Source organism: Alteromonas sp. MMG017 (assembly GCF_018100795.1).
Classification (GTDB): Bacteria; Pseudomonadota; Gammaproteobacteria; order Enterobacterales; family Alteromonadaceae; genus Alteromonas.
Map to the genome: position 1 here is coordinate 545,266 of NZ_JAGJDY010000001.1, position 20,972 is coordinate 566,237.

The 20,972-nt window shown below is 42.2% G+C and carries 22 protein-coding genes; 7 read left to right on the plus strand and 15 right to left on the minus strand.

All coding sequences use genetic code 11. The annotated features are described in order from the left end of the window. Window positions 1–131: 131 nt before the first annotated feature. From J8L84_RS02315 to J8L84_RS02330, 4 genes are all read right to left on the minus strand, one after another. Window positions 132–2,585 (minus strand): EAL domain-containing protein, encoded by a 2,454-nt coding sequence (locus J8L84_RS02315; protein WP_211069267.1) that lies wholly within the window; start codon window positions 2,583–2,585, stop codon window positions 132–134. 8 nt (window positions 2,586–2,593) lie between these two features. Then, entirely contained in the window at window positions 2,594–3,787 is a 1,194-nt protein-coding gene (locus J8L84_RS02320; protein WP_211069268.1) for a hypothetical protein, read from the minus strand. Continuing rightward, window positions 3,784–4,116, minus strand: coding sequence for a hypothetical protein (locus tag J8L84_RS02325; protein WP_247670497.1), 333 nt, complete (start codon window positions 4,114–4,116; stop codon window positions 3,784–3,786). Before J8L84_RS02325 ends, J8L84_RS02320 begins: the two co-directional genes overlap by 4 nt. A gap of 234 nt (window positions 4,117–4,350) precedes the next feature. Beyond that, on the minus strand, window positions 4,351–5,352 hold the full coding sequence (locus J8L84_RS02330) for a glycosyltransferase family 9 protein (protein ID WP_211069311.1): 1,002 nt from the start codon (window positions 5,350–5,352) through the stop codon (window positions 4,351–4,353). A gap of 94 nt (window positions 5,353–5,446) precedes the next feature. On the opposite strand from J8L84_RS02330, the gene J8L84_RS02335 reads away from it, so the two are divergent. Together J8L84_RS02335 and coaD are read left to right on the plus strand one after the other, a co-directional pair. After that, complete coding sequence (locus J8L84_RS02335) at window positions 5,447–6,163, plus strand: 3-deoxy-D-manno-octulosonic acid kinase (RefSeq protein WP_211069269.1); 717 nt, start codon at window positions 5,447–5,449, stop codon at window positions 6,161–6,163. 65 nt (window positions 6,164–6,228) lie between these two features. Then, complete coding sequence (gene coaD, locus J8L84_RS02340) at window positions 6,229–6,717, plus strand: pantetheine-phosphate adenylyltransferase (protein ID WP_057794951.1); 489 nt, start codon at window positions 6,229–6,231, stop codon at window positions 6,715–6,717. Between the two features lie 94 nt (window positions 6,718–6,811). On the opposite strand, the gene mutM is transcribed toward coaD, so the two are convergent. The 4 genes from mutM to rpmB all read right to left on the minus strand — a co-directional run bounded on the left by mutM (window position 6,812) and on the right by rpmB (window position 8,732). Beyond that, window positions 6,812–7,621 carry a bifunctional DNA-formamidopyrimidine glycosylase/DNA-(apurinic or apyrimidinic site) lyase gene (gene mutM, locus J8L84_RS02345; RefSeq protein WP_211069270.1) on the minus strand — a complete coding sequence of 270 codons (810 nt, stop codon included), beginning with the start codon at window positions 7,619–7,621 and terminating at the stop codon, window positions 6,812–6,814. A 95-nt stretch (window positions 7,622–7,716) separates the two neighbouring features. Next, window positions 7,717–8,193: a hypothetical protein gene (locus J8L84_RS02350; protein ID WP_348771796.1), complete on the minus strand. Its 477-nt coding sequence runs from the start codon at window positions 8,191–8,193 to the stop codon at window positions 7,717–7,719. Window positions 8,194–8,328: 135 nt separating this feature from the next. Beyond that, complete coding sequence (gene rpmG, locus J8L84_RS02355) at window positions 8,329–8,484, minus strand: 50S ribosomal protein L33 (protein ID WP_013786148.1); 156 nt, start codon at window positions 8,482–8,484, stop codon at window positions 8,329–8,331. An 11-nt stretch (window positions 8,485–8,495) separates the two neighbouring features. Continuing rightward, window positions 8,496–8,732 (minus strand): 50S ribosomal protein L28, encoded by a 237-nt coding sequence (gene rpmB / locus J8L84_RS02360; protein ID WP_013786149.1) that lies wholly within the window; start codon window positions 8,730–8,732, stop codon window positions 8,496–8,498. Between the two features lie 365 nt (window positions 8,733–9,097). On the opposite strand from rpmB, the gene J8L84_RS02365 reads away from it, so the two are divergent. Both J8L84_RS02365 and J8L84_RS02370 read left to right on the plus strand, forming a co-directional pair. Continuing rightward, window positions 9,098–10,174 (plus strand): CDP-glycerol glycerophosphotransferase family protein, encoded by a 1,077-nt coding sequence (locus tag J8L84_RS02365; RefSeq protein WP_211069271.1) that lies wholly within the window; start codon window positions 9,098–9,100, stop codon window positions 10,172–10,174. 12 nt (window positions 10,175–10,186) lie between these two features. After that, the gene (locus tag J8L84_RS02370) at window positions 10,187–10,585 is read left to right on the plus strand and encodes an adenylyltransferase/cytidyltransferase family protein (protein ID WP_211069272.1); all 399 of its coding nucleotides are present in this window, start codon (window positions 10,187–10,189) and stop codon (window positions 10,583–10,585) included. Between the two features lie 95 nt (window positions 10,586–10,680). On the opposite strand, the gene J8L84_RS02375 is transcribed toward J8L84_RS02370, so the two are convergent. The 5 genes from J8L84_RS02375 to radC form a co-directional block, all read right to left on the minus strand. Further along, entirely contained in the window at window positions 10,681–12,792 is a 2,112-nt protein-coding gene (locus tag J8L84_RS02375; RefSeq protein ID WP_211069273.1) for a YjbH domain-containing protein, read from the minus strand. After that, window positions 12,789–13,532, minus strand: coding sequence for a capsule biosynthesis GfcC family protein (locus tag J8L84_RS02380; RefSeq protein WP_211069274.1), 744 nt, complete (start codon window positions 13,530–13,532; stop codon window positions 12,789–12,791). The genes J8L84_RS02375 and J8L84_RS02380 overlap by 4 nt, the downstream gene beginning before the upstream one ends. 5 nt (window positions 13,533–13,537) lie before the next feature. Beyond that, window positions 13,538–14,221 (minus strand): YjbF family lipoprotein, encoded by a 684-nt coding sequence (locus J8L84_RS02385; protein ID WP_211069275.1) that lies wholly within the window; start codon window positions 14,219–14,221, stop codon window positions 13,538–13,540. 97 nt (window positions 14,222–14,318) lie between these two features. Next, complete coding sequence (locus tag J8L84_RS02390; protein WP_211069276.1) at window positions 14,319–14,672, minus strand: hypothetical protein; 354 nt, start codon at window positions 14,670–14,672, stop codon at window positions 14,319–14,321. Window positions 14,673–14,766: 94 nt separating this feature from the next. Beyond that, window positions 14,767–15,444 carry a DNA repair protein RadC gene (radC, locus tag J8L84_RS02395; protein WP_057794966.1) on the minus strand — a complete coding sequence of 226 codons (678 nt, stop codon included), beginning with the start codon at window positions 15,442–15,444 and terminating at the stop codon, window positions 14,767–14,769. Between the two features lie 197 nt (window positions 15,445–15,641). Here radC and coaBC point away from each other — a divergent pair, with 197 nt between their 5' ends. Then, entirely contained in the window at window positions 15,642–16,859 is a 1,218-nt protein-coding gene (coaBC, locus tag J8L84_RS02400; RefSeq protein WP_211069277.1) for a bifunctional phosphopantothenoylcysteine decarboxylase/phosphopantothenate--cysteine ligase CoaBC, read from the plus strand. 160 nt (window positions 16,860–17,019) lie between these two features. Continuing rightward, a complete protein-coding gene (gene slmA, locus J8L84_RS02405; RefSeq protein WP_057794968.1) occupies window positions 17,020–17,607 on the plus strand; it encodes a nucleoid occlusion factor SlmA in 588 nt (195 codons plus the stop codon). A 110-nt stretch (window positions 17,608–17,717) separates the two neighbouring features. Here slmA and J8L84_RS02410 read toward each other — a convergent pair whose 3' ends face one another. Further along, window positions 17,718–18,554 (minus strand): glycosyltransferase, encoded by an 837-nt coding sequence (locus J8L84_RS02410; protein WP_211069278.1) that lies wholly within the window; start codon window positions 18,552–18,554, stop codon window positions 17,718–17,720. Between the two features lie 280 nt (window positions 18,555–18,834). Next, on the minus strand, window positions 18,835–20,472 hold the full coding sequence (locus tag J8L84_RS02415) for a M28 family metallopeptidase (protein ID WP_211069279.1): 1,638 nt from the start codon (window positions 20,470–20,472) through the stop codon (window positions 18,835–18,837). 151 nt (window positions 20,473–20,623) lie between these two features. On the opposite strand from J8L84_RS02415, the gene J8L84_RS02420 reads away from it, so the two are divergent. Next, window positions 20,624–20,959 (plus strand): DUF1820 family protein, encoded by a 336-nt coding sequence (locus tag J8L84_RS02420; protein WP_211069280.1) that lies wholly within the window; start codon window positions 20,624–20,626, stop codon window positions 20,957–20,959. Window positions 20,960–20,972: the final 13 nt, after the last annotated feature.

Genomic DNA, 20,972 nt, shown 5'->3' on the forward strand with positions numbered 1-20,972 from the left:
AATGTATTTTAAAGAAAGCGATATAAAGGTTACACAAGGAAGGGGGCGTTTTAACAGTATTAAAACTTGTAGCTGTAAACTTTTTAGCACACTTGTTAGCTGTGGCTAAAGATCTAGCTGGCTAGGCTGCCCTATTCGTTAGACCGCGTACTGTCCCATATGCCCATGTGTACGTTTTTACTTAGGGTGGTCCAAATATCTGGCTCTGGAATAGGTCGACTAATTAAGTACCCCTGCCCCATCTGACAATCAAAATGACATAGCATTTCAAACTGCTCTGCTGTTTCAATGCCTTCAGCTACCACAATTAACCCCATTTTTCGCACCATGGCAATGGTTGAATGCACGATGTTTCTATCGTCGGCATTCTCAATGATATTGGCAACAAACGAACGGTCGATTTTTATGAAGTCGGCAGGCAGTGATTTCAAGTAACTAAGAGACGAGTAGCCCGTTCCAAAATCATCAATGGCCAATGTACACCCCATATCTCTAATAGTACGCATAATAGAGGTTGCTCGTTCAATATCGGTGACCAATACTGTTTCTGTTAATTCCAAACATACTTGGGATGGCGAAATATCATTGCGAATGATTTGCTGCTGCAAAAAATCAGGAAGACTGGGGTCAAGAAACTGCCCAGCAGACAGGTTAATCGCTAACTTCACATTAGGATAACCATTCGCGTTCAGTTCTCTAATAAGGTAAGTGGCCTTGGCTATTACCCAATAATCTAGCTCTAGCATGAAAGAGGTATTTTCAAGCGGAGGGATAAACTCTGCCGGTGATATGGCCCCCTTAACAGGGTGATACCAGCGAAGCAGTGCTTCGAAGCCTATTAATTCATTGGTTCGTAAGTCGATTTGAGGCTGCAAGGCTAAACTGAACTGACTTTCTCTTAGTGCTACCCGCGCTTCGGCTTCTAGCTCAACCTTTTTCATTACCTTCAAGTTCATGGTGGCATCGTAAACTCTAAAGCCCGCCCCTTTTTTCGATTTTGCTTCGTACATAGCAATATCGGCATGCCGCAACAATTCCACTGGCGTAGCTCTGGCATGGCGGCTCACGGCCACACCTATACTAATAGAGACATAGAACTGCATGCCATCCACTTCAATGGGCTGCTCAAACTCTTCAATGATTTTCTTCGCGACGTGTTCCACTTGCTCTTTGTTTTCAATGCTCGATAACAATACAACGAACTCATCACCACCAAATCGTGAAGCAATATCAGTTTCTCTAATAGGCCGCGAGATCCGCATAGCCGCGGCTTTTAAAAGCTTATCTCCCACGTCATGACCATAGCTGTCATTTACTTTTTTAAAGTCATCTAAGTCCATGAACATCAGTGCGACTAATCTATCATCTCGCGCAGAATGGGCGAGCTGGTTTTCAATTTGAAAGGTCAGCATATTTCGATTGGGCAAGCCTGTGAGCACATCGAACATAGCCATTTTTTCAAGCTTGGCAGTATTTACGGCCATTTGGCCATCGAAGTCTTCTAGCTGTTTTGCCAGCGCATTCGCGGCTTCTTCTACTACATCAAGCTCGTCATTTAATTGCCAAAGTGATGAATGATGCTTTTTTTCGACTTGCTTGCGGTATTCGACAAACTTGTGGTCGGCCAGCATAGGCAAGCGTTCACTTATGCCTAATAGCCTAATGCGGTACTGATTGAGAAAGAGTCTTAGAAGCAATGAAAACAAAATAAGCAGTATAATTGCACTCGCTATGACCAGTAATTCGTATTGCTCTTTTTGATTTACCAACGCAGAAATATCTTGCACAACCATGAGGTAAGGTTGCTCTGACATACTGTGGGCAAAGGGTAATAAGCTGACCGACAACTCTTTTTCCTGAAATGATATTCGAAGCCCTTTAACCACCAGCTTTTCAATACTCCAATTTTTTGGAAAAGCAGCAATAAGCTCGGTTAAATAGTCTTGATTAGATTGTGAAAGCTGGCTGGACAGCGTTAGCATAGGTTTGTTGTCATCATCTGGCTTGTGCTGAACCATCACGACCTTATGGGCATCAGTAGAGCGATTAAACAACGACAAAAGTTCACGCATTGAAGCAGAAAGTATAACGACAGGTACTACCTCGTCATCAGTCATGATAGGCACAGATAAATAATGAGTGCACACACTCTCGCAGCGAATTAACGCTCTGCTGCTAAGAGACTGCTGGGTGCTGCGCACTAATTTTAGAACAAAATCACTAATGGGGGTGGATTGCTCTCCCACTACGCCGTTTCGGTCAAACAGATAAAGCTGTTCCACATGAAAGTTCAGCATCAGGTATTCCTGATTTCGCTGAAGATTTTCATAAAAGTACTCTAAATCTTGATGCTTCGACATTTCTATGTGGCTAAACATGTCTACCCACAACACCATACGGTTATGCAGAATATCTTCGAAAAGCTGTAGTCGACGTTGGTTTTTTAGTTGCTCATCTTGCTGCTGAAAAACTAAGCTTGAATCAGACTCACGAATGAGCACCATAGAGATAACCACAGTGACGGTAAGCACCATCGCCATCAGCATAATGATGGTTTTAGTGGTAAACGACATCTCCACTTTCATGATTGAGCCTAGAACCAATACATAAGTTGTACAGACCACATACGCCAGTGCTCCTGTGAATGATTCCGTATGCTAGGGTCAAGCAAGCTTACCACTCTTGCGGCTCCATCAACCCAGTGATGCTCTGCCTGTAAACGCCACCCTGGCGAGATATCCCATCTTGCCCCAACGGTAACTGTATCCATATAACCAAAATAAGAAGGAACAAGGCCACCAGTACTTATTTCAAGGTCTTCGCCATTTGGATCGTTGCTGTTATTCACATAGGTGTCGTAACCAATAAGGCCGCTAAAGCGGTTGTTAAATAAGTATCTAAATTGAACAAACCCGCCTTCTCCGGTGATCCTATCCACATAATCAGGGGCGAAGAGACCATTATATTCTTGTAATTCTCTAACTAGCTCGCTGCTAAACTGCCATTTTTCACTAAAGTATTGCATGGAGAACATGAACCTGCGGATATTCGCACCGCCGTCTAACCGATTGTCTTCCTGTGCTGCGGTGTATCCAAAATCGGACTCAAGCCAACTTAGGCCTACTCTCCACGCCATTGTGGCAGGTTGCCAAAATGCGCTGGCTTGATGTACAAAGTCTTGTTCTATTTTCCCCTGAGCATCGTCACCTAGGAAGAAGTCTCTTTGGGCGTCATTTAAAGGAGAACGCCCGTAACTCCAATTTACTTCCCAAATGTTGTCTGTTGAGTATTTCTTAAATTTTGCCTGTAGCCCATCACTTCCCAACGCAATATCGCGAAAACCATCGAAGTAAACTGATTGAGGAAGCATCGTGGTATCTCTAGTTTGAGGTACATCGCGAGTGACTGAATATAACCAGTGCGTATTTTTAAAGCGGCCAATGTGCACTTGCGCTTGCCACCCAGCTACATTGGGGATAGACCAATCTATAAACAGATAATCTAACCTTGTACCCTTTTCAAACCGATTTCCCGCATCAAGATAAACCACCTGCCCCGCTACTGATAAATTGCTATTCAAACGATAATGGCCGTTAATACCGACTTCAGACAACTCACCAGTAATATTATTATCTTCGGCAATAAAATCGCTATCAATAGACTGCGTTAGTCCTTGAGCTATGTAGCCATGCCATGAAAACTTGGGCTCTTCTTGTGCCATGACCATTGCACTAGGAGCTGTAAGTAAAACAGCGCGTAGAAACCATACGAACACTTGCTTATTCATTGTTCACGCACCTCGATAACTTGTACATCTTTTACTTTGCTGATATCAGCATATCCAATAGCACCAACCGTATTCTCAACCATGTTGAGAAGGGCTTCTTGCGATGACACCCGTGTAGGTGTAACTCCTTGACCAGAATAAGTAAGTTGATCCCAAAGCCGAGAGAGTTGATAGGGAAACATTTGTATATTTTCACGACAAAAGGTTTTATGCAGAATGTGAACATCCTCAAGAACAACAACATGGATTTTTTCTCCGTTGCTCCAGTATTGTTTGTGGCCTGTAAATATTTGGCGTAATTCTGATTGAGTAAGGGATGTGTTATCCACCGACTCATTTGCGACAACAACGGCCTGTTGTGCAAGAGCAACGGGACTACAAGCTAAAAATAGCATGCTGAGCATCAGTGCTGAGTACTCTGAATTGCTAGTTAAAGCTCGTATTCGTTTAATCAATGCGAGCATAATCACCAAAGGGCGCTCTCCATGTCTTAGAAAAATTGGCGCGTATACGCTAAGTGTAGATAACGGTTAGAAGAAATTCCCAGAAATAGTGTTTATTCGTTAAAGCAGTGCATTAATTTTTGAAAATACCGCATCTGTGGTAACACCTTCCATCAAGTTATCGCCCTTTGCGCGAATTCCCCAAGGTAATTGTTCCCACTTTTTTCCTTTTTGCTTTTCAATACACTCATCGTAAACGGAAACCGTGTTATCTATATTGTTATACGGCCCAGTGCGGATAGGGTTTGAATGAGCATACAATCCAATAACGGGCGTGCCTACTGTGGTGGCCATGTGAGCAGGCCCAGTGTCAGGTGCAATCACTACACTCGCGTGCTTTAACAATACCAGTAATTGGTGAAGACTGGTTTTGCCAGTAAAATCGGCTTTAATTGTGGGCTTACACGCTAAAATAGCATTGGCAGTGGTTTTATCGAGCTCTCCTGGGCCACCCACCAATATGACAGATTTACCTTGTTGCGATAAATAATCAGCGGTTTCAGCATACCTTTCGGGAAGCCAGTTACGTTCAGCTTTGCTGGCGGCAGGCGCAATAACCGCATAGTCACCTAAAGTTTCGGCTTGGTTTTTACCCCAATGCTCATCTTCTTCGCTAACAGGGATATTCCACGATGGGGTATCGACTTTTGGCACGCCTAGCGCGTCGGCAAAATCCATAAAACCGTCGAGCACATGAGCATGTTGGCGAGGCGCTACGCGCTCGTTCGCGAATAACCAATGCAGTTCTTTGCTTCTGGCCCAGTCGAAACCAATTCTGCGCTTCGCCTTTATCACTCTAGAGGCCATGTTTGCGCGTAGGGCAACTTGCATCATTAGCAATGCGTCGAAGGTTTCACCTTTCACTGCATTTTTTAAGCTTTCAACCGCTGCTTTGCCTTGTTTTTTATCAAAAATGATAAAGCGCACATTCGGCATAAGTTTAACCAGTTGATACTCTACCTTGCCAATGACCCAAGTTAGCTCAGCGTCAGGCCAATGGGTTTGAATACGTGTTACCATAGCGGCTGCATGGCACACATCACCAATAGCAGATAGACGCATTAAGCAAATCTTTTTTCCCACAAATGCTCTCTCGTTGCTGAAATGCCGAAATAATTCATTAGAATGGTAAATTTTACCATAAGTAACGGACGTCATGGCGATAATACGACGAGACTTAGGTGCAGGGCATCACTTCTTATATAACGATAAGTTAATGACTGAACCTAGCGTAGATATGTTCAGCCATGAATTTTGGCTATTTCAAAATAAAATTACCGGTGAGGCCAAAGGCCGTGGTACCACTATTTTTATTGAGCATGATACGCAGCATTGGGTACTTCGTCATTTTAGACGGGGCGGCCTAGTAGGAAAGTGCTTAAGTGATCAGTACTTTTTTCTAGGCGTTGAACGTTCCCGCCCGTTTGAAGAGTTCCGTTTGCTCGCCAAAATGCGAGAGCATGGCTTACGCGTGCCAGTTCCTGTTGGTGCCCATATACACCGCAGAGGCTTTATTTATCGAGGGAACCTTATTACTCAGAATATCCCTGAAAGCCAAGATTTACATCATGTGCTTACTCGCGAACCGTTAACCAAGGCTGATTGGTATGCAGTGGGCGAAGCATTAGCCAAAATGCACGCTTGCCAAATTTATCACCACGATGCCAACATCAGAAACATTATGATGGACAATGAGCGTAATATTTGGCTAATAGATTTCGATCGCTGTCATGAACGTCGCGGCAATCATTGGAAGAAAGATAACCTTTCCCGTTTGTTGCGCTCGTTGAATAAAGAGAAAGGCTTGAATACCCAGTTTTACTGGACGCCTGATGATTGGCAGTATTGTTTAGAGGGCTATAGAAGCAACTGAATTGCAATTGCATCTACCCATATTTATCGATACTGTTGCCTTACAACTATAAAGATTAGATTAACATGCATACACGAGCACTTTATCCAGGCACTTTTGATCCCATTACTAATGGGCACGCAGACCTGATAGAAAGGGCATCACAGCTTTTCTCTCATGTAATAGTTGGTATAGCCGCTAACCCCAACAAGCAACCATTGTTCACCCTTGATGAGAGAGTGGAAATGATTCGCAAGGTTACCGCCGATTTACCTAACGTAGAAGTGATGGGTTTCACGGGCTTACTTGCAGATTTTGCCGATGAGCAAAAAGCTACTATCCTTATACGCGGATTACGTGCGGTATCTGATTTCGAATACGAATTTCAACTAGCGAATATGAATCGCCGTTTGAATCCAAAATTAGAAAGTGTGTTTTTAACCCCTGCCGAAGAGAACTCTTTTATATCATCTACGTTAGTAAAAGAAGTTGCACTGCATCGGGGTAAGGTAGGTGGTTTTTGCCATCCGGTGGTCGACCAAGCATTGCAAGATAGACTGCGCCGAGAAGACTAAAACGCTTTAATAAAAGCGTTAAACACACTGCGCTCAACATGCCTATTGAGCGCATTGTGTTTTATCTAACGTGATCTATCTCGGTGTATTTAAACTAGCGCTGGCACTGTTTACAAAAGAACGTATTTCGCTGGCCAATCACCTTACTTTGTATTTCTGTTTTGCATACCTCACACGGCTCTCCTTTTCTTCCATACACATTCAAATGTTGTGCAAAGTAGCCAGGGTTCCCATCGGTTTGCGCAAAATCTTTTAGTGTAGTGCCGCCTTGCTCTATCGCCTTTGCTAATACTTGCTTAATAATTTGCGTAAGGTTTTTGTAACGAGCGCTACTGACTTTGCCCGCTTCTCTTCTTGGGTCGATACCCGCTAAAAATAAAGCTTCATTGGCATAAATATTCCCTACGCCCACCACAACAGCATTATCCATGATGAAGTTTTTCACGGTACTTTTTTTGCCTCTAGATAGCGCGAACAAACGCGCATCATCGAAATCGTCAGTTAACGGCTCTGGACCAAGGTTAGCAAGTAGCTTTAAGGATTCGCCCGGGGGTTGCCATAAGAAAGCCCCAAAGCGTCTTGGATCGTTAAAGCGTAAGCATTTCCCTGTCGCCATCACAATATCAACATGATCATGTTTCGCAACCGGTGTAGACGCATCAATAACCCGCAATTTACCCGACATACCTAAGTGCAAAATAAGCGTACCCGCCTCGGTTTCTATCATGAGGTATTTTGCTCTACGCTTAACGGCTGTCACTTTCTGACCGATAGCTAACGACACCTCTTCGGGAATAGGCCAACGCATTCTACGTTCGCGCACAATAATATTGTCTATGGTTTCGTTTAGCAGATAAGGGGATACGCCTAAACGGCTTACTTCAACTTCGGGTAACTCAGGCATTTTCCCCTCCAGCTTTGGGTAGTTTAGTTCGTTGCAATGAAGATTAGTTAAGCGTCATCGGTTACTGACAATCGTGACTAGGCTAATACGCTTGATTAATTAGCGGGTTCACTAAGCCAAGGAAGAAGCGCGTTCAGTTCAGTATTTTCAAGGGTGTACCAAGCACCGTTGTACTTTACGGTAACCGGCTGCGTATTGTTATAAAACGCAAAGACATGGCCATTCGTTTGCCCTGCTAGCCAGATAACCACCACTATGGGCTCAATTGACTGAAATGCGTTGTCTACCAAAGACGCCGTTTTAAGCTGAGCGGCTTGCCACGCTGCAATTTGCTCCTGTGCTGATACAGGCAAGGCCCCTTTAGAGGACACTTGACGCCACTGTTGCCCATTTCTCTCTAACTTGTTACTGGCATGCTCTATTTTGAGTACATAGGCGTCAGGTGGCAGTAGCGGCCTTAATTCGGGAACGGCACGTTTAGGCAGGAAGCTGTCTAAATTGAAAAGCGCAATCATGACCAACATAGCCACAATAACCACATTGTTCATCGCGCGTTGTGAGAGTCTTGCCACCAGCAATCCTATTTAACGAATATAGCTTGTATGGTAATGCCTGAGACAGTCATATTCCAGCAGCAATATTTTCAAACTCAGAAAAGCAAAAAACCCAGCAAAGGCTGGGTTTTCGTGGAGACAAAAGCAAGTTTATTACTTGATTTTGGCCTCTTTGAACATAACGTGCTTACGTACAACAGGATCAAATTTTTTGATCTCCATTTTACCAGGCATGTTACGTTTGTTCTTATCAGTGGTGTAGAAGAAACCTGTACCTGCTGAAGAAACTAATTTAATTTTATCACGCATTGTAGGCTTCCTTAGATTTTCTCACCACGGGCACGGATGTCAGTTAGTACTGAATCGATACCATTTTTATCGATGATACGCATACCTTTAGCAGATAAACGTAGCTTAACGAAACGGTTTTCGCTCTCAACCCAAAAACGGTGAGAGTGAAGGTTTGGTAAAAAACGACGACGAGTCGCGTTTCTTGCGTGCGAACGGTTATTACCAACCGTAGGGCGCTTACCTGTTACTTGACATACTCTTGACATTGATTTGTCTCCAGAACAACGATAACTGTCGCGTCAATCGATTCCACCTATCAAAAGGTCACTGGATCAAATGACGTATTACTATAAATTAGAGGGCGCATTTTATACAGCAAACAGATCCCAATTTCAATAAGAAAAGGAAAAAAGCTCAATTTTTGTCACATTTTTAGTCAAAAATGACGATTATCTTTAAAAAGAGCTAAAAAATTACACTTAAGTGTAAAGTCATCGCGCTTTAAACTCTGTTACTGTTTTACGAACGCGCGCTATACTGCGTTAAACGCAGATTATACGCAATAAAAATAATAATAATCGACGGTGCGTCTGGTTAATAACTTTGCCGCCGCGATGTCGGAGCGTTTCAAATGCTAGGTAAAGTCCTCTTTGATGTGCAACACCTTTACTACCTTCCCCAATATTTACCTGTGGCTCGTACACTGTCAAAAGCGGGTATTCTATGCGAGTTCGTTCTACACCGAGAAATCGGTTTAGATACTCTGAAACAAGAAGTCATAGAGAAAGAAGGTTTTCAATTTCAGTTTATTTCAAATAAAGCTGAAACACTGTCCCTTTACAGCAAAAGTAACGCTGACTGGATTGTATTTGGAAATCGCCCCTATTTTAATGCCGAACAAAAAAAGCATATTACTTCACGCCTCGCACTTATGTTGCACGGCATTGGCCCTAAAGCATGTTATTACGATGTCTCTGAATTTCCCTTCGATGTTAGGTTTGTTGAAGGGGAAAGTCGCCTTGAACGACTAAAAGAAATGTACCCTGATAGACACTTTATAAATTCAGGCTACGCGAAACTCGACCCAATATTTAATGAAACCGAACAACTTATTGACTTGTCAGCATTGGGGCTAGACTCAAACAAGCCTACTGTACTGTATGCGCCCACCTTTTTCCCATCAAGTATCGAGTGCTTTCCCCCACATTGGCCAGAAACCCTAAGCAACGTAAATATTATTGTTAAGCCTCATTTCTTTAGCCTGACAAAACCTAAATACAAATCTCAAAAACAAAGGGTTGAAGCATGGGGCCATTATGAAAATGTGTACTTAGCCAATGCAAAAGACTTTGACCTACTGCCATTCATGCAAATCGCCGATATTATGCTTTCTGATGCATCTTCCGCTATTTTTGAATTTGCTTCGATAGATCGCCCAATCGTATGGTGCGACTTTTTTCATACACGCTGGAATTACTCAGGACTCTTCAATTTCAGATTGAAGAAACGGCTCGATCCCGATATCACCTTGTTTAAGCAGATATCACATCGAGCTAGCAATGCTTTTCAAGCGAATATGTTAATAGTAGAGTGCTTAAAACAGCCGATGGAATTAAGCGTAAATCGCCAAAAAATCACGCAAGAAATGGTAGGCATTACTGATGGCCAATGCAGCAACCGCATTGCCGAATATCTTACAACACAATAATCAGGTGGCATTTTGAGACGCGTTATAACCTTCGGTACCTTCGATGTACTGCACATTGGTCACATTAGGATTCTTAAACGTGCTCGCGCAGAAGGCGACGCACTTATAGTGGGTCTTTCTTCAGACGAACTCAATTTAAGTAAAAAAGGGCGAACTCCTATTTATCCCTACCACAGTAGGGAGGAATTACTTGCATCCTTGCGCTTTGTCGACAAAATTTTTACCGAAGAATCTCTAGAAAAGAAACGTGATTACATTATTCAACATAAAGCGGATGTGCTGGTTATGGGTGATGACTGGTACGGTAAATTTGATGAGTTTAAGGATATATGCGACGTGATTTATCTTCCTCGAACCCCCTCTATTTCAACCACTGAAATTATTGAAATAATAAAGGAAAGCAGCGAGTAACCCGTTGTTAATGCTATCAAAAGCTTGTAGAAAAAAGCTTAAGTTTCGATGAAAATAAGCACGGAATAATCGTTATTCCGTGCTTACCTAACTAGCTAGTCGTAAAACGGTGAGCGTACTGCCGTGGAATCGATAAGACGTACGGGACGTCTCAACACCTGACCACCATCACGAGAGATTGGTACCCAAGGGAATGTTCCTCGACCCTTCGAAGGTTGCAGTAAGAACAAGTCTGAAGGAATCGAGATATAGAAACCTTTGGTAAAACTACCTTCCCCATATTCTTCAGATGAGACATCGGTGAAAGCCGCATATGCACCTACAACAATTCCACTATCGAAACGTTTTGCGAAATCGATATTAACGCCTTTGTCTTTTGCCAAAAATTGCCCAGCACTGACCGTTAATTGCGTACCTTTAAGCATTTCGGGTTGCCAATAAACACTGGCATGGCCGGTGATAGCATCATAATCTAAGGTTGAATATTGGTTGTAAGGATCTCGCTGCTGCACATAGTTTATATCAAACCCATATGCCAATCGGCTATCGACAGGACGATATAAAATCTCACCACCGACACCAGCAAACATAGTTTCTAGATAACCCGCGTACACCTGCCCGAATACATTCTCACTAATATTATCTTTATAGTGAATGAAGGCAGTATCCATCCCTACTTTATTCTCAGAAACGTACTCTCGTACTCGCGTTCTCACTCGTGGTAACGCAGTTTCCTCGTTATCAACCAAAAAGTTAAATTTATCAAAGTTATCTAATAAGGTAACCCGGGCACTACCCATAACAGATAGCTTATTATTGAACGCATAACCTGCATTCAAAATTAAACCTGTTTGATACAAATAAAAATCTTCAGGGTTACCGAATGATTGCGTCCAGAAGAAGTTAGCACCATAAAACAGCCCGTGGGTATTCGTGGGCTCGTAAGCATCCATCACCTCTTTAGAGGGTGTGGTTCTTACATAAGACTTAGTGATGTCCGAATCTATCGACTCATAGCGTGCTGCCGCAATAAACTGTTCAGCATCTATTGTGGTATCAACCATTGGCTGACCACCGCTATTTTCAATAATGTGATAGTTAGTCACTGAATCAGGAAGCTCTGAAGCCACTATGCGCCCTATTCGCTCAATCGCTTCATCTTGGTCACGGTACGCAAACTGGGTACCATAAAATACAGCTTTGTCTTCCTCAATACTGGCATCAGATAATGCAAACCCGGCTGAGCGATACAAGGTATTGTACAACCTTGATTTATCAACTTTATCTATAGTGTCAGGTACTTGCCTAGCCATTAACGTTTTGGGTGGTTTATCATACTTAACTTGGCTTAGGGTGTTCATGTTGAAGCGATACGTTACGCCAAAACCAAACGTATTTCCGCGCTGATAATTCATACTGAAATCAAATTCTTTCCAGCGATAAACCGCGCCCACATTCCAGCGAGAATCTTGCTCCAACTCGCCAGCTCTATCTACAGAGTAATCGTTACCTTCAAACTCAAGCTTAAGCGTTAATGGCTCCCAAGGTGTTTGATATTCAATACCACCGAAAAAGGCCGTTGTTCCTTTGAAGAACTGGTCGTAATCAACTTTTCCGCCTCGCCCCGAAAATCCTGCCGGTCGATCACAGTAACTGTCTCTAAACTCACAAAGTGGGTTAGTGATATCGTCTGCCGTACCTAAGTAGCCCCACCCTAAACCTAAGTGAACATCAAAGGGACCGAACGATTTACTGGCGTTAATATATTCACTTTCAAAAAAACCTGTACCGCCAAAGTCGCGAAAACCAACCGAAATATCTGGTGTATAGTAGCCTTCTTTCCACAACCTAAATTTTACGTCTAAGCCTTTATCTTTAAGGGTTTGGTCACCACTGAACGATTCAACATTACTATAAAATTGTGTACGAACGTCGGTATAGCGAGCCGTCGCTTCCATCCAATCGAATAATTGTAGGTTTACTGACCAAAAGCGATATTCACCGTTATCGGTATAATTTATGGCTAATCCCCCTTCTTCACGCATACGCGCTGTAGGGGTTTGAATAAGCCCGTTACCACCTTGCACCATTTGCGAAGGAATAACCCGAAACTCGGTATCGATGGTATCTGTATCAGCCAAAGCGGGACAGGCTGATGCACTAATGATGAGTGCTAAAGATGTTTTCTTATAAGGAAAAGCGCTCATTGAGGAAGGATCCTATGTACTGCTAAGTTTGCGATGCGAGTATTGAGTGCATCCAACGTTGAACTGAATATCTGCCCTGTAATGGGAACATAAACTTGGCTTCCTGGCATTAATTGCGAGTAATCAATATTCCAGTAGGCAATACCACGTTTCTCTATCTCGCCCATTGGAGTAATCACGAAAGCATGGCTTTTATCAGCATCGGAGGCTTTAGTGACTGACTTTGCAGTAGAAAAAATAGAAAGGTCATCACCGTGCCTATAAGCGCCAGGCTTAATAACTAGCCCTGAAAAGTGCACAACTGACGGACGAGGACTAATACGAAGCAAATAACGTCCAGGTTGGAACATAGGGTTTTCTTCAGCAATTAAACGTGCACGGTTATAGGATATTGGCGTGATAACACGAGTAGATACTGTCCAAGAAGAAACCTGCTGATACAGGCTCTCTAGCGCGCGGTATGTATCGCTGTTCGCATTGTAGTCTTTCATAACCATACGAATTTCTGATAAAACAGCGTCTTTTTCTCGCTCAGCATAAGCGTCATTCAAGTTGTAAATACCTGAAGTTGGCCAATACCAATCACCAGATTCAGCCACAATTGATAATACACTGTTAAGTCTAATGGGCTGGGCAAACTCGTAAGATTGCTTATTAATTATGATAGTCACTTGAGCAGTTGCAGACGCTGTAAATAGCAAAAGCCAAAAACTCATTAGTAAGGTAATAAAAAATCTCATTTTATTTACTGCTCCTTACTTTTCATTAAACGTACGACTCGACTTAAATACACCATGTCGTATACATCACCTTGCGGGCTTAACTTTTGCGTAGAGGCTATAAGTTGTTTTGATTTGGCTTCAAGGTAATAGGTATTTTTCCATTCTAAATTGGTGTCGATAAAAGGCGTGGTTTCTGGAAAAGTAACCGTTTCCGTTATTTTAGTGACCGTGAAAGTAGTACCTAAATAAGTCTGACTTTCCTCACCATGCACTCGCCAAGTAGAACTAACCGGTAGCCCATAACCTACGTTTTCTAAGTCGAGCTTTCTTTGCCACGAGTAGGCTAATATGTCGTTACTGGCTAAGGGGTTATGCTTTAAATTGCCCGTATAATACAGTTCATTATCTAGCCCTTCAGTACGAACAATCACACCATGATGCATGGTAAAGATAACCTTATCGCCTGATACCCAGCGGTATTTATCACCATCGATATAAGCAAGCGCAAGTGAAGCAGCATCACGCCCACCCGCTTTAATTTGTAGTAAGTCTGCTTTACTTGCCGCTATTTCATCTACGGTGTAGGAAACGGTGCGATCCTCAAGAGCAAGACTAATGGTTTTAATATAGGCGTTAACGGTGGTGGAGCACCCTGAAACAAGAAGAGATAGCAGGCTGATAGCAATCAGTAATAGGGATGTTTTCATTGAAAATTTCGACAACTATTATTTAGTAATAAGAACACTTTCTTGGCATAAATAAAAAAGCCGCTAATGAAAGCGGCTTTTTCGAAACTATTTATTATTACTGTACGGTCGGTGCGTAAGTAAATGTCACTGGAACAGTGATAGTTGTGGTAGCAGTTGACGTACCAGTTACAGTAGTAGTATTAGTGTTAGTAGTACCAACACAAACGCCGTCTACTAATGGATCATCGCCTTCACAAGTAGCTGTACCTTCGCCACCATCATCAACAGCTGTTGATGAATTGTTAGAAACAACACCAGCAACAACGCCAGCAACAACAGCAGCAGTTGCTACAACTGGAGCAGTTACAGCACCAATTCCTGTAGTTCCAGCTCCGCCTTCGGCGTCTTGAGCGCTAACACCAGCAGACATAGCTGCCGCTGCAAACAATGCAATAATTGACTTTTTCATATTAGTCCTTTCAGAAAATTTACCCATTAGAGTCATATGCTAAATCATTTTCAACGATTTGACTAGATTATATTCGATGAATGACTAACAAAATCTATGTTAACAGGCCTCGCTGGGCAAATGAAACCGTTTCTGTGTCTCCGACAACAAAATGATCGAGAACAGAAACATCGATCATTGCCATCGCATTCTGGATCTCCCCGGTCAGCCTAATATCTGCCTGACTCGGTTCAGCCACGCCTGAGGGATGATTATGGACTAAGATCACGGCCGCTGCATTATCTTTCATCACTTGCTTTAAAAGCTCTCGGGGATATACCGCCGCACTATTAATAGTACCTGTAAACATGGTTCTACATGCAATAAGCTGATGCTGACTATCTAACATTAATAGTAGGAATTTTTCTTGCTGACAGTCCCGTAGTTTTGCTTGTAAATAACGCTTTGTATCATCCACATTATTAAATACGTCTTGTCTAGCAAGTGGAATTTCTAAATTACGCCTAAATATCTCAAAAGCAGCTTGAAATTGTGCAAATTTACAGGCGCCGAGACCATTCACATCGGTAAACTCTGATTCGTTTGCCGCAACCACGCCTCGTAGCGATCCCACTTTCTCTAACAGATCTCTGGCCAAACCTAATGCCGTTTTCCCAGCTACTCCAGCGCCTAGCATAACGGCAATTAACTCAGCGTCACTTAAGTATTCTGCACCATAATAAAGTAGCTTTTCCCTCGGCCGTTCTTTAATAGGCCACACTTTTATCGACATTATTAATTTCTCACACACAAAATGAATATAGGGTTATAGCGCAGTAGTCTATTTATAATCGACTGATCATTGGGCGAGTTCTTGTTGAAATGCCTTACTCATAGGTGCGTTTGAAATAGTGAGTGTACTTTTGTTCAGCTACCGCAAAAATAGCCATCATGATAGTCTTAGGTTATGTAAAAAATGATATTTCAAATATGTCTTTAGCAAATAAAAATGTTCTGCTTGGTGTTAGTGGTGGGATTGCCGCTTATAAAACCCCAGATTTAGTGCGTAAGCTTACCGCGCTAGGCGCTAATGTACGCGTAGTACTAACAGGCTCTGCGGCTGAATTTGTAAGCCCTCTTTCGTTACAAGCGGTTTCAGGTAACCCGGTGCACCAACATTTGCTAGACCCAGCTGCAGAAGCGGCGATGGGTCACATCGAATTGGCTAAGTGGGCAGATGTTTTGCTTATCGCCCCCGCTACAGCCAATATTATGGCTAAGCTGGCGCATGGATTGGCTGACGACTTGCTCACCACTTTATACTTGGCCACAGAAGCGAAAGTTTTTATTGCTCCTGCAATGAATCAGCAAATGTGGAAGGCGACTGCAACGCAAGTAAACTTAGGCATCTTGACGCAGCATGGCGCATTGTTTATTGGCCCAGCTGATGGAGAGCAGGCTTGTGGTGATGTAGGCTCAGGCCGCATGGTAGAGCCAGTAGAAATTGCTTCAACCATCAACAGAAGCTTAAGTGCACCAAACGATAAGATTTTATCAGGTAAGCACATCCTTATTACAGCAGGGCCAACTCGAGAACCACTGGATCCCGTCCGCTATATTTCCAATCATAGTTCGGGAAAAATGGGTTTCGCTATTGCTGATATGGCCATTAAAGCAGGCGCCGAGGTTACCCTTATCGCTGGGCCAGTAAACTTGCCAACCCCTGATGGGTGTAAGCGTATTGATGTGGCTACCGCCGATGAAATGTTAGTGGCATGTGAGCAAGCGGTTTCTCAATCCGATATTTTTATCGCTACCGCTGCGGTAGCAGATTATAAAGCGGTGCAGGTTGCCGAAAATAAAATTAAGAAAATCGGTGATGAGTTAACACTTACTTTTGTTAAAAACCCTGATATTCTAGCAACGATTGCAATGCGAACTGACAAACCTTTCTGTGTTGGTTTTGCCGCAGAAAGCCAAGATGTGGAATTGTACGCCCGTGGAAAGCTGAAAAACAAAAAGCTTGATATGATTGCGGCGAATGACATAACTGCAGACGGACTTGGTTTTAATAGCGACCATAATGCGTTACATGTAATTTGGGACGATGGCGATAAACACTTACCTGCCACCACAAAACCTAAGTTAGCTGAAGCATTGTTACTACTTATTGCGAATCGATTTAACAGTAAAACTATTGTTCAATAGCCAAGCTTAGAACATCACTCAAAAATAAAAATAACGATATACGCTAATACAAGTATTCTGCGTGTCGATAATAACAAGAACTCATAATAACGATTTGGCCTGAGCCAACTTAACATGGAACGGACTTCTTAAGTCCGGTTGTGGAGGAATTACTCTCATCATGCCTGCTGTCAAAAAAACAAATCGCAGAGCCCAAATTCTGCAAGCCCTAGCGGGAATGTTGGAAACAAACCCTGGTCAACGTATCACTACAGCAAAATTAGCTGAAAAAGTGGGCGTTTCAGAAGCGGCGCTATATCGCCATTTCCCAAGTAAAGCCAGAATGTTCGAAGGACTCATCGAGTTCATCGAAGAAACCTTGTTTACCCGCATTAATAAAATAGTTAACGAAGAAAAAGACTCGCTTACTCGATGTCAGCTGATTCTTCACCTCATTTTAGGCTTTGCCGAGAAGAACCCAGGTATTACTCGTATATTAAACGGTGATGCTTTGATGGGTGAGCAAGACAGATTGCGTGCGCGTATTGCAAAACTCTTTGAACGCCTTGAGACTCAGCTTAAGCAGGTACTACGTGAGCGCAAGTTGCGTGAAGGAAAAACCCTAGCAGCCGATGAGGCGATAATTGCTAACATGCTTATTTGTTACACCGATGGCCGCATTAACTTGTTTATTCGAAGTGGTTTCACCCGTAAACCAACTGAACAGTTCAATGAACAGTGGGCTGCTTTTAAGCAGATGTTTATTTAAGGAAAATCACGGATTAAAAAAGGCGCTTTATTACAGCGCCTTTTTAGTTTGTGTAAGGTTAAATAATTTCCGTAGATTAGATTTTCTTTATTTTCATCTATAATAATTAACTAAGAAAATAACCTTCTCTCTAATAGCTTGAAGTTAACTTTCCAATTTGTTTTTAGCTTATGCTTAAAATCGCCCGCTCTGTTTAACTGAAGATCTTCTGCATTAGATTTAAAATTTTCTAATGCTTGTGGGTGCAGATTAAATAAATCAATAGCGCTCTTTGCTACGTTACCATAGCCTTTATATTCATTTGCTTTGTTTTCAATGTGTATAACTGACATCCACAACCTTTTACCACGAATAGGACTCACTGCTTTTACGCTACTCCAATAACCGTGTCGTTCTTGAGTCCATATTGTTTTAAAGTTTTCACTTTTTTCAATCAAACTCATAAATGGGTTGTGAACATGTGAGTGTTGACCAAACCTTACCCGCGGTGCAACTTGCAGTGTATAACCGTCAACAAAATCTATAACCCTAAATTCTTGCTCAGCGAATTGACTGTGTACTTCTTTTACAAAATCTTGATGAAGGCTATCGTCGTTATCTAATCTAGTTGTAATTAAATAAGGCTCTGTAAGGCGACTTTTTATTTCTCTGGTAATAGACGGTAAAAAATCATCCATTCCATCTGCATAAATAGGTATAAATTGGGGAAAGAGTAAAGAGAGCTCGCTAATTTTTTCACGAAAAATTTGTGGTGTAGTTTTATCGAAAAACACTAACCATTCAAAATCCTTTTTAGTTTGGCCTTTTATCGAAGAATAACAATACTGTTCAAACAGTTTTAATCTATTTTCCATCCAGCTGTGGGTTAAAACTTTAGATTGAGATTTTGTCTCATCCCAACCTTTTTTCCTAAGATTGAAGCGAGTTAATATAAAGTGCTGAAACATAATGCTGCCAGTAAAAATTTAGAAGATACTTTTTTACTAATTGATAACTCAAACGTAAAAATTCCATTTAATACCCAACTTAGAGTAACAAAAAGCTCACTAGTTCTGTTTTAGTGACAAAAAGTAGGTTTAAAAATCCTCTAGCATCAATTTCCAAGTGCAATATCGATACGGGCTATGCTTAACCTCAAACGGCTTTCAAATCGCGTAACGTGATCAAAATTCACCTACAAAAAAAGCAGCATATATATGCTGCTTTTCTATTTAGAATAAAGATACGTTACTTACTAAACGTATTACCGAAGAAGTCACCTTCATTCCATTTCGGCTTGTCTTCTTGATTAGCTAGGGTCCAACCAATTTGTGCATTTACTTTGGTAAAGGCTTCAGCAGCATTCCAATTAAACGGCTGGTTAATATCATCGCTAGGTTTGTGGTAATTCGTTGATAGGAAGTGGCCAAACACTTTACTACCATCTACCTCTGGATCTTTTGATGTTAAACCAGGCACTAAAAATACTGCTGGTACGCCTTGTTTAACAAATGCGTAGTGATCTGAGCGAGTAAATAGCGCTTGGTCTGGCCAAGGATCTGGGCTTAATGAAATATCAGCATTACTTGCAGCGGTTTCAACCGACGCTTTTAAGTCACTGTGGTTTGCACCAAACGCAATGACGTCGGCAAACTCATAAGTTAAAATGGGCATATCAAGGTTAACGTTTGCCACCATTGACGTCACCGGCACGGTAGGATTGCGAGCAAAGTAATCTGCCCCTAATAATCCTTTTTCCTCACCTGTTACCGATACAAACAATATCGAACGCTTAGGTTTTACGTCCATTTCGCTGAATAAGCGTGCAGTTTCTAGCATTACCGACGTGCCAGAAGCATTATCCATAGCACCGTTGTTGATATTGTCTTTCTTAACTGTTTTCGCGAAACCAATGTGATCAGAGTGCGCAGAAAAAACAACATATTCATCTTTAAGCGCGGGATCTGAACCTTCAAGCACGCCAACAACATTCGGGCTAGTCACTACTTCGTGAGTGCTTTTTTTACTTAAGCTTACTGTGCCAGGTAACGCAAAGCCTGTTGGTACTTTATCTGCTTCAAGGTCGGCATAAATATCGTCAAGTTCTCGCTCAGCCCCTTCAAATAAGGTTTTTGCTGCAGCTTCACTTAAATAAGCACCACCTTTAATTTGTGGGAAGGTATTAGCAGGTTTGCCTTCGTCGTTTAACCAAGCCATACGCGGTGTATGAATATAGCTTAAGCGACTTTGATAAGGCCGTACTTTTTCGTTTTTAGGCGTGGTGATGGTGATCATGCCAATTGCACCATGCTCAGCGGCGTATTTTTGCTTCTGATACCCTGAGGCAAAATGAGCACCTTCTTCCGAAGGAAAATCACTGGGTTTACCGGCTAGCGAAACCACAATTTTGCCCTCCACATCGATATTTTCATAATCGTTGTGAGACAACTCGTCAGCCACTATGCCATAACCAACAAACACAAGTTCACCTGAAACATTAGCATCAACGCTAAGTAAACTAGGACCTGCTAAATATTCTTTTGGGTAAGCAAAAGCAATTTTTTCGCCATTACGAGTAAGCGTAAATTCTGGCGACTCTTGCAATAGGTTTGCTTTACGGAAGCTCACCTGTTGCATGTAGCCTTCTGTACCCGCTGGCTTTAAACCATATTTTGCAAATTCTGTCGCAATATACAGCGCGGCAATTTCATGCCCTCGAGACCCCGTATCACGGCCTTCAAGTAAGTCATCGGCTAGGAAAAATAAGTGTGACTTTATACGCTGAGTATCAGGGTTAAAGCTATTTTCTGTCGTTTCATGGTTATGCGCAGTGGCAGCAAACGCCATCGCCGTCATCGCACTTCCAAGTAATAGTTTTTTTATCATTGTATTTCCACTATTTTTGAGGTCTTTACATATTACCTTACCCAAGCGATTCCGTAACGTTTAAGCCCAACGATTTTCGATCATTGCCCGTATTCATAGTCCATTGTAATATTCACGCTCTTTCAACCATCATTGAACTAACGACACCTTTATGACAAAAACCGACCCTTTGTATCGCGTGCAGTTCGTCAGTAATGGCGAGCGCTACGATGTGTACGTCAAATCACTTTCTCAAAGTGGCTTATTTGGATTCGTGGAAATTGGAGAATTTGTGTGGGATACCCATACTGGCATAGTAGTAGATCCCAGCCATGAAAAACTCAAATCAGAGTTCGTAGACGTCACCAGCACTTATATTCCTATGCATAACATCCTTCGAATTGATGCGGTCAGTAAAAAAGGCACAGCCAAAATTACTAAATTAGATAATAAGTCTGATAAAGTGATGCCTTTCCCTAGCCCAATTTATACACCTAACAAAGAGTAACCCACCGTGGATA

Coding starts and splice junctions, on each gene's coding strand:
- J8L84_RS02375 (WP_211069273.1), bottom strand. CDS start 12,792: ATGAGCGCTTTTCCTTATAAGAAAACATCTTTAGCACTCATCATTAGT.
- J8L84_RS02390 (WP_211069276.1), bottom strand. CDS start 14,672: ATGAAAAAGTCAATTATTGCATTGTTTGCAGCGGCAGCTATGTCTGCT.
- J8L84_RS02420 (WP_211069280.1), top strand. CDS start 20,624: ATGACAAAAACCGACCCTTTGTATCGCGTGCAGTTCGTCAGTAATGGC.
- J8L84_RS02415 (WP_211069279.1), bottom strand. CDS start 20,472: ATGATAAAAAAACTATTACTTGGAAGTGCGATGACGGCGATGGCGTTT.
- J8L84_RS02410 (WP_211069278.1), bottom strand. CDS start 18,554: ATGTTTCAGCACTTTATATTAACTCGCTTCAATCTTAGGAAAAAAGGT.
- rpmB (WP_013786149.1), bottom strand. CDS start 8,732: ATGTCAAGAGTATGTCAAGTAACAGGTAAGCGCCCTACGGTTGGTAAT.
- J8L84_RS02380 (WP_211069274.1), bottom strand. CDS start 13,532: ATGAGATTTTTTATTACCTTACTAATGAGTTTTTGGCTTTTGCTATTT.
- J8L84_RS02330 (WP_211069311.1), bottom strand. CDS start 5,352: ATGCGTCTATCTGCTATTGGTGATGTGTGCCATGCAGCCGCTATGGTA.
- J8L84_RS02335 (WP_211069269.1), top strand. CDS start 5,447: ATGGCGATAATACGACGAGACTTAGGTGCAGGGCATCACTTCTTATAT.
- rpmG (WP_013786148.1), bottom strand. CDS start 8,484: ATGCGTGATAAAATTAAATTAGTTTCTTCAGCAGGTACAGGTTTCTTC.
- J8L84_RS02320 (WP_211069268.1), bottom strand. CDS start 3,787: ATGAATAAGCAAGTGTTCGTATGGTTTCTACGCGCTGTTTTACTTACA.
- J8L84_RS02315 (WP_211069267.1), bottom strand. CDS start 2,585: ATGAAAGTGGAGATGTCGTTTACCACTAAAACCATCATTATGCTGATG.
- slmA (WP_057794968.1), top strand. CDS start 17,020: ATGCCTGCTGTCAAAAAAACAAATCGCAGAGCCCAAATTCTGCAAGCC.
- radC (WP_057794966.1), bottom strand. CDS start 15,444: ATGTCGATAAAAGTGTGGCCTATTAAAGAACGGCCGAGGGAAAAGCTA.
- coaD (WP_057794951.1), top strand. CDS start 6,229: ATGCATACACGAGCACTTTATCCAGGCACTTTTGATCCCATTACTAAT.
- J8L84_RS02365 (WP_211069271.1), top strand. CDS start 9,098: ATGCTAGGTAAAGTCCTCTTTGATGTGCAACACCTTTACTACCTTCCC.
- mutM (WP_211069270.1), bottom strand. CDS start 7,621: ATGCCTGAGTTACCCGAAGTTGAAGTAAGCCGTTTAGGCGTATCCCCT.
- coaBC (WP_211069277.1), top strand. CDS start 15,642: ATGTCTTTAGCAAATAAAAATGTTCTGCTTGGTGTTAGTGGTGGGATT.
- J8L84_RS02385 (WP_211069275.1), bottom strand. CDS start 14,221: ATGAAAACATCCCTATTACTGATTGCTATCAGCCTGCTATCTCTTCTT.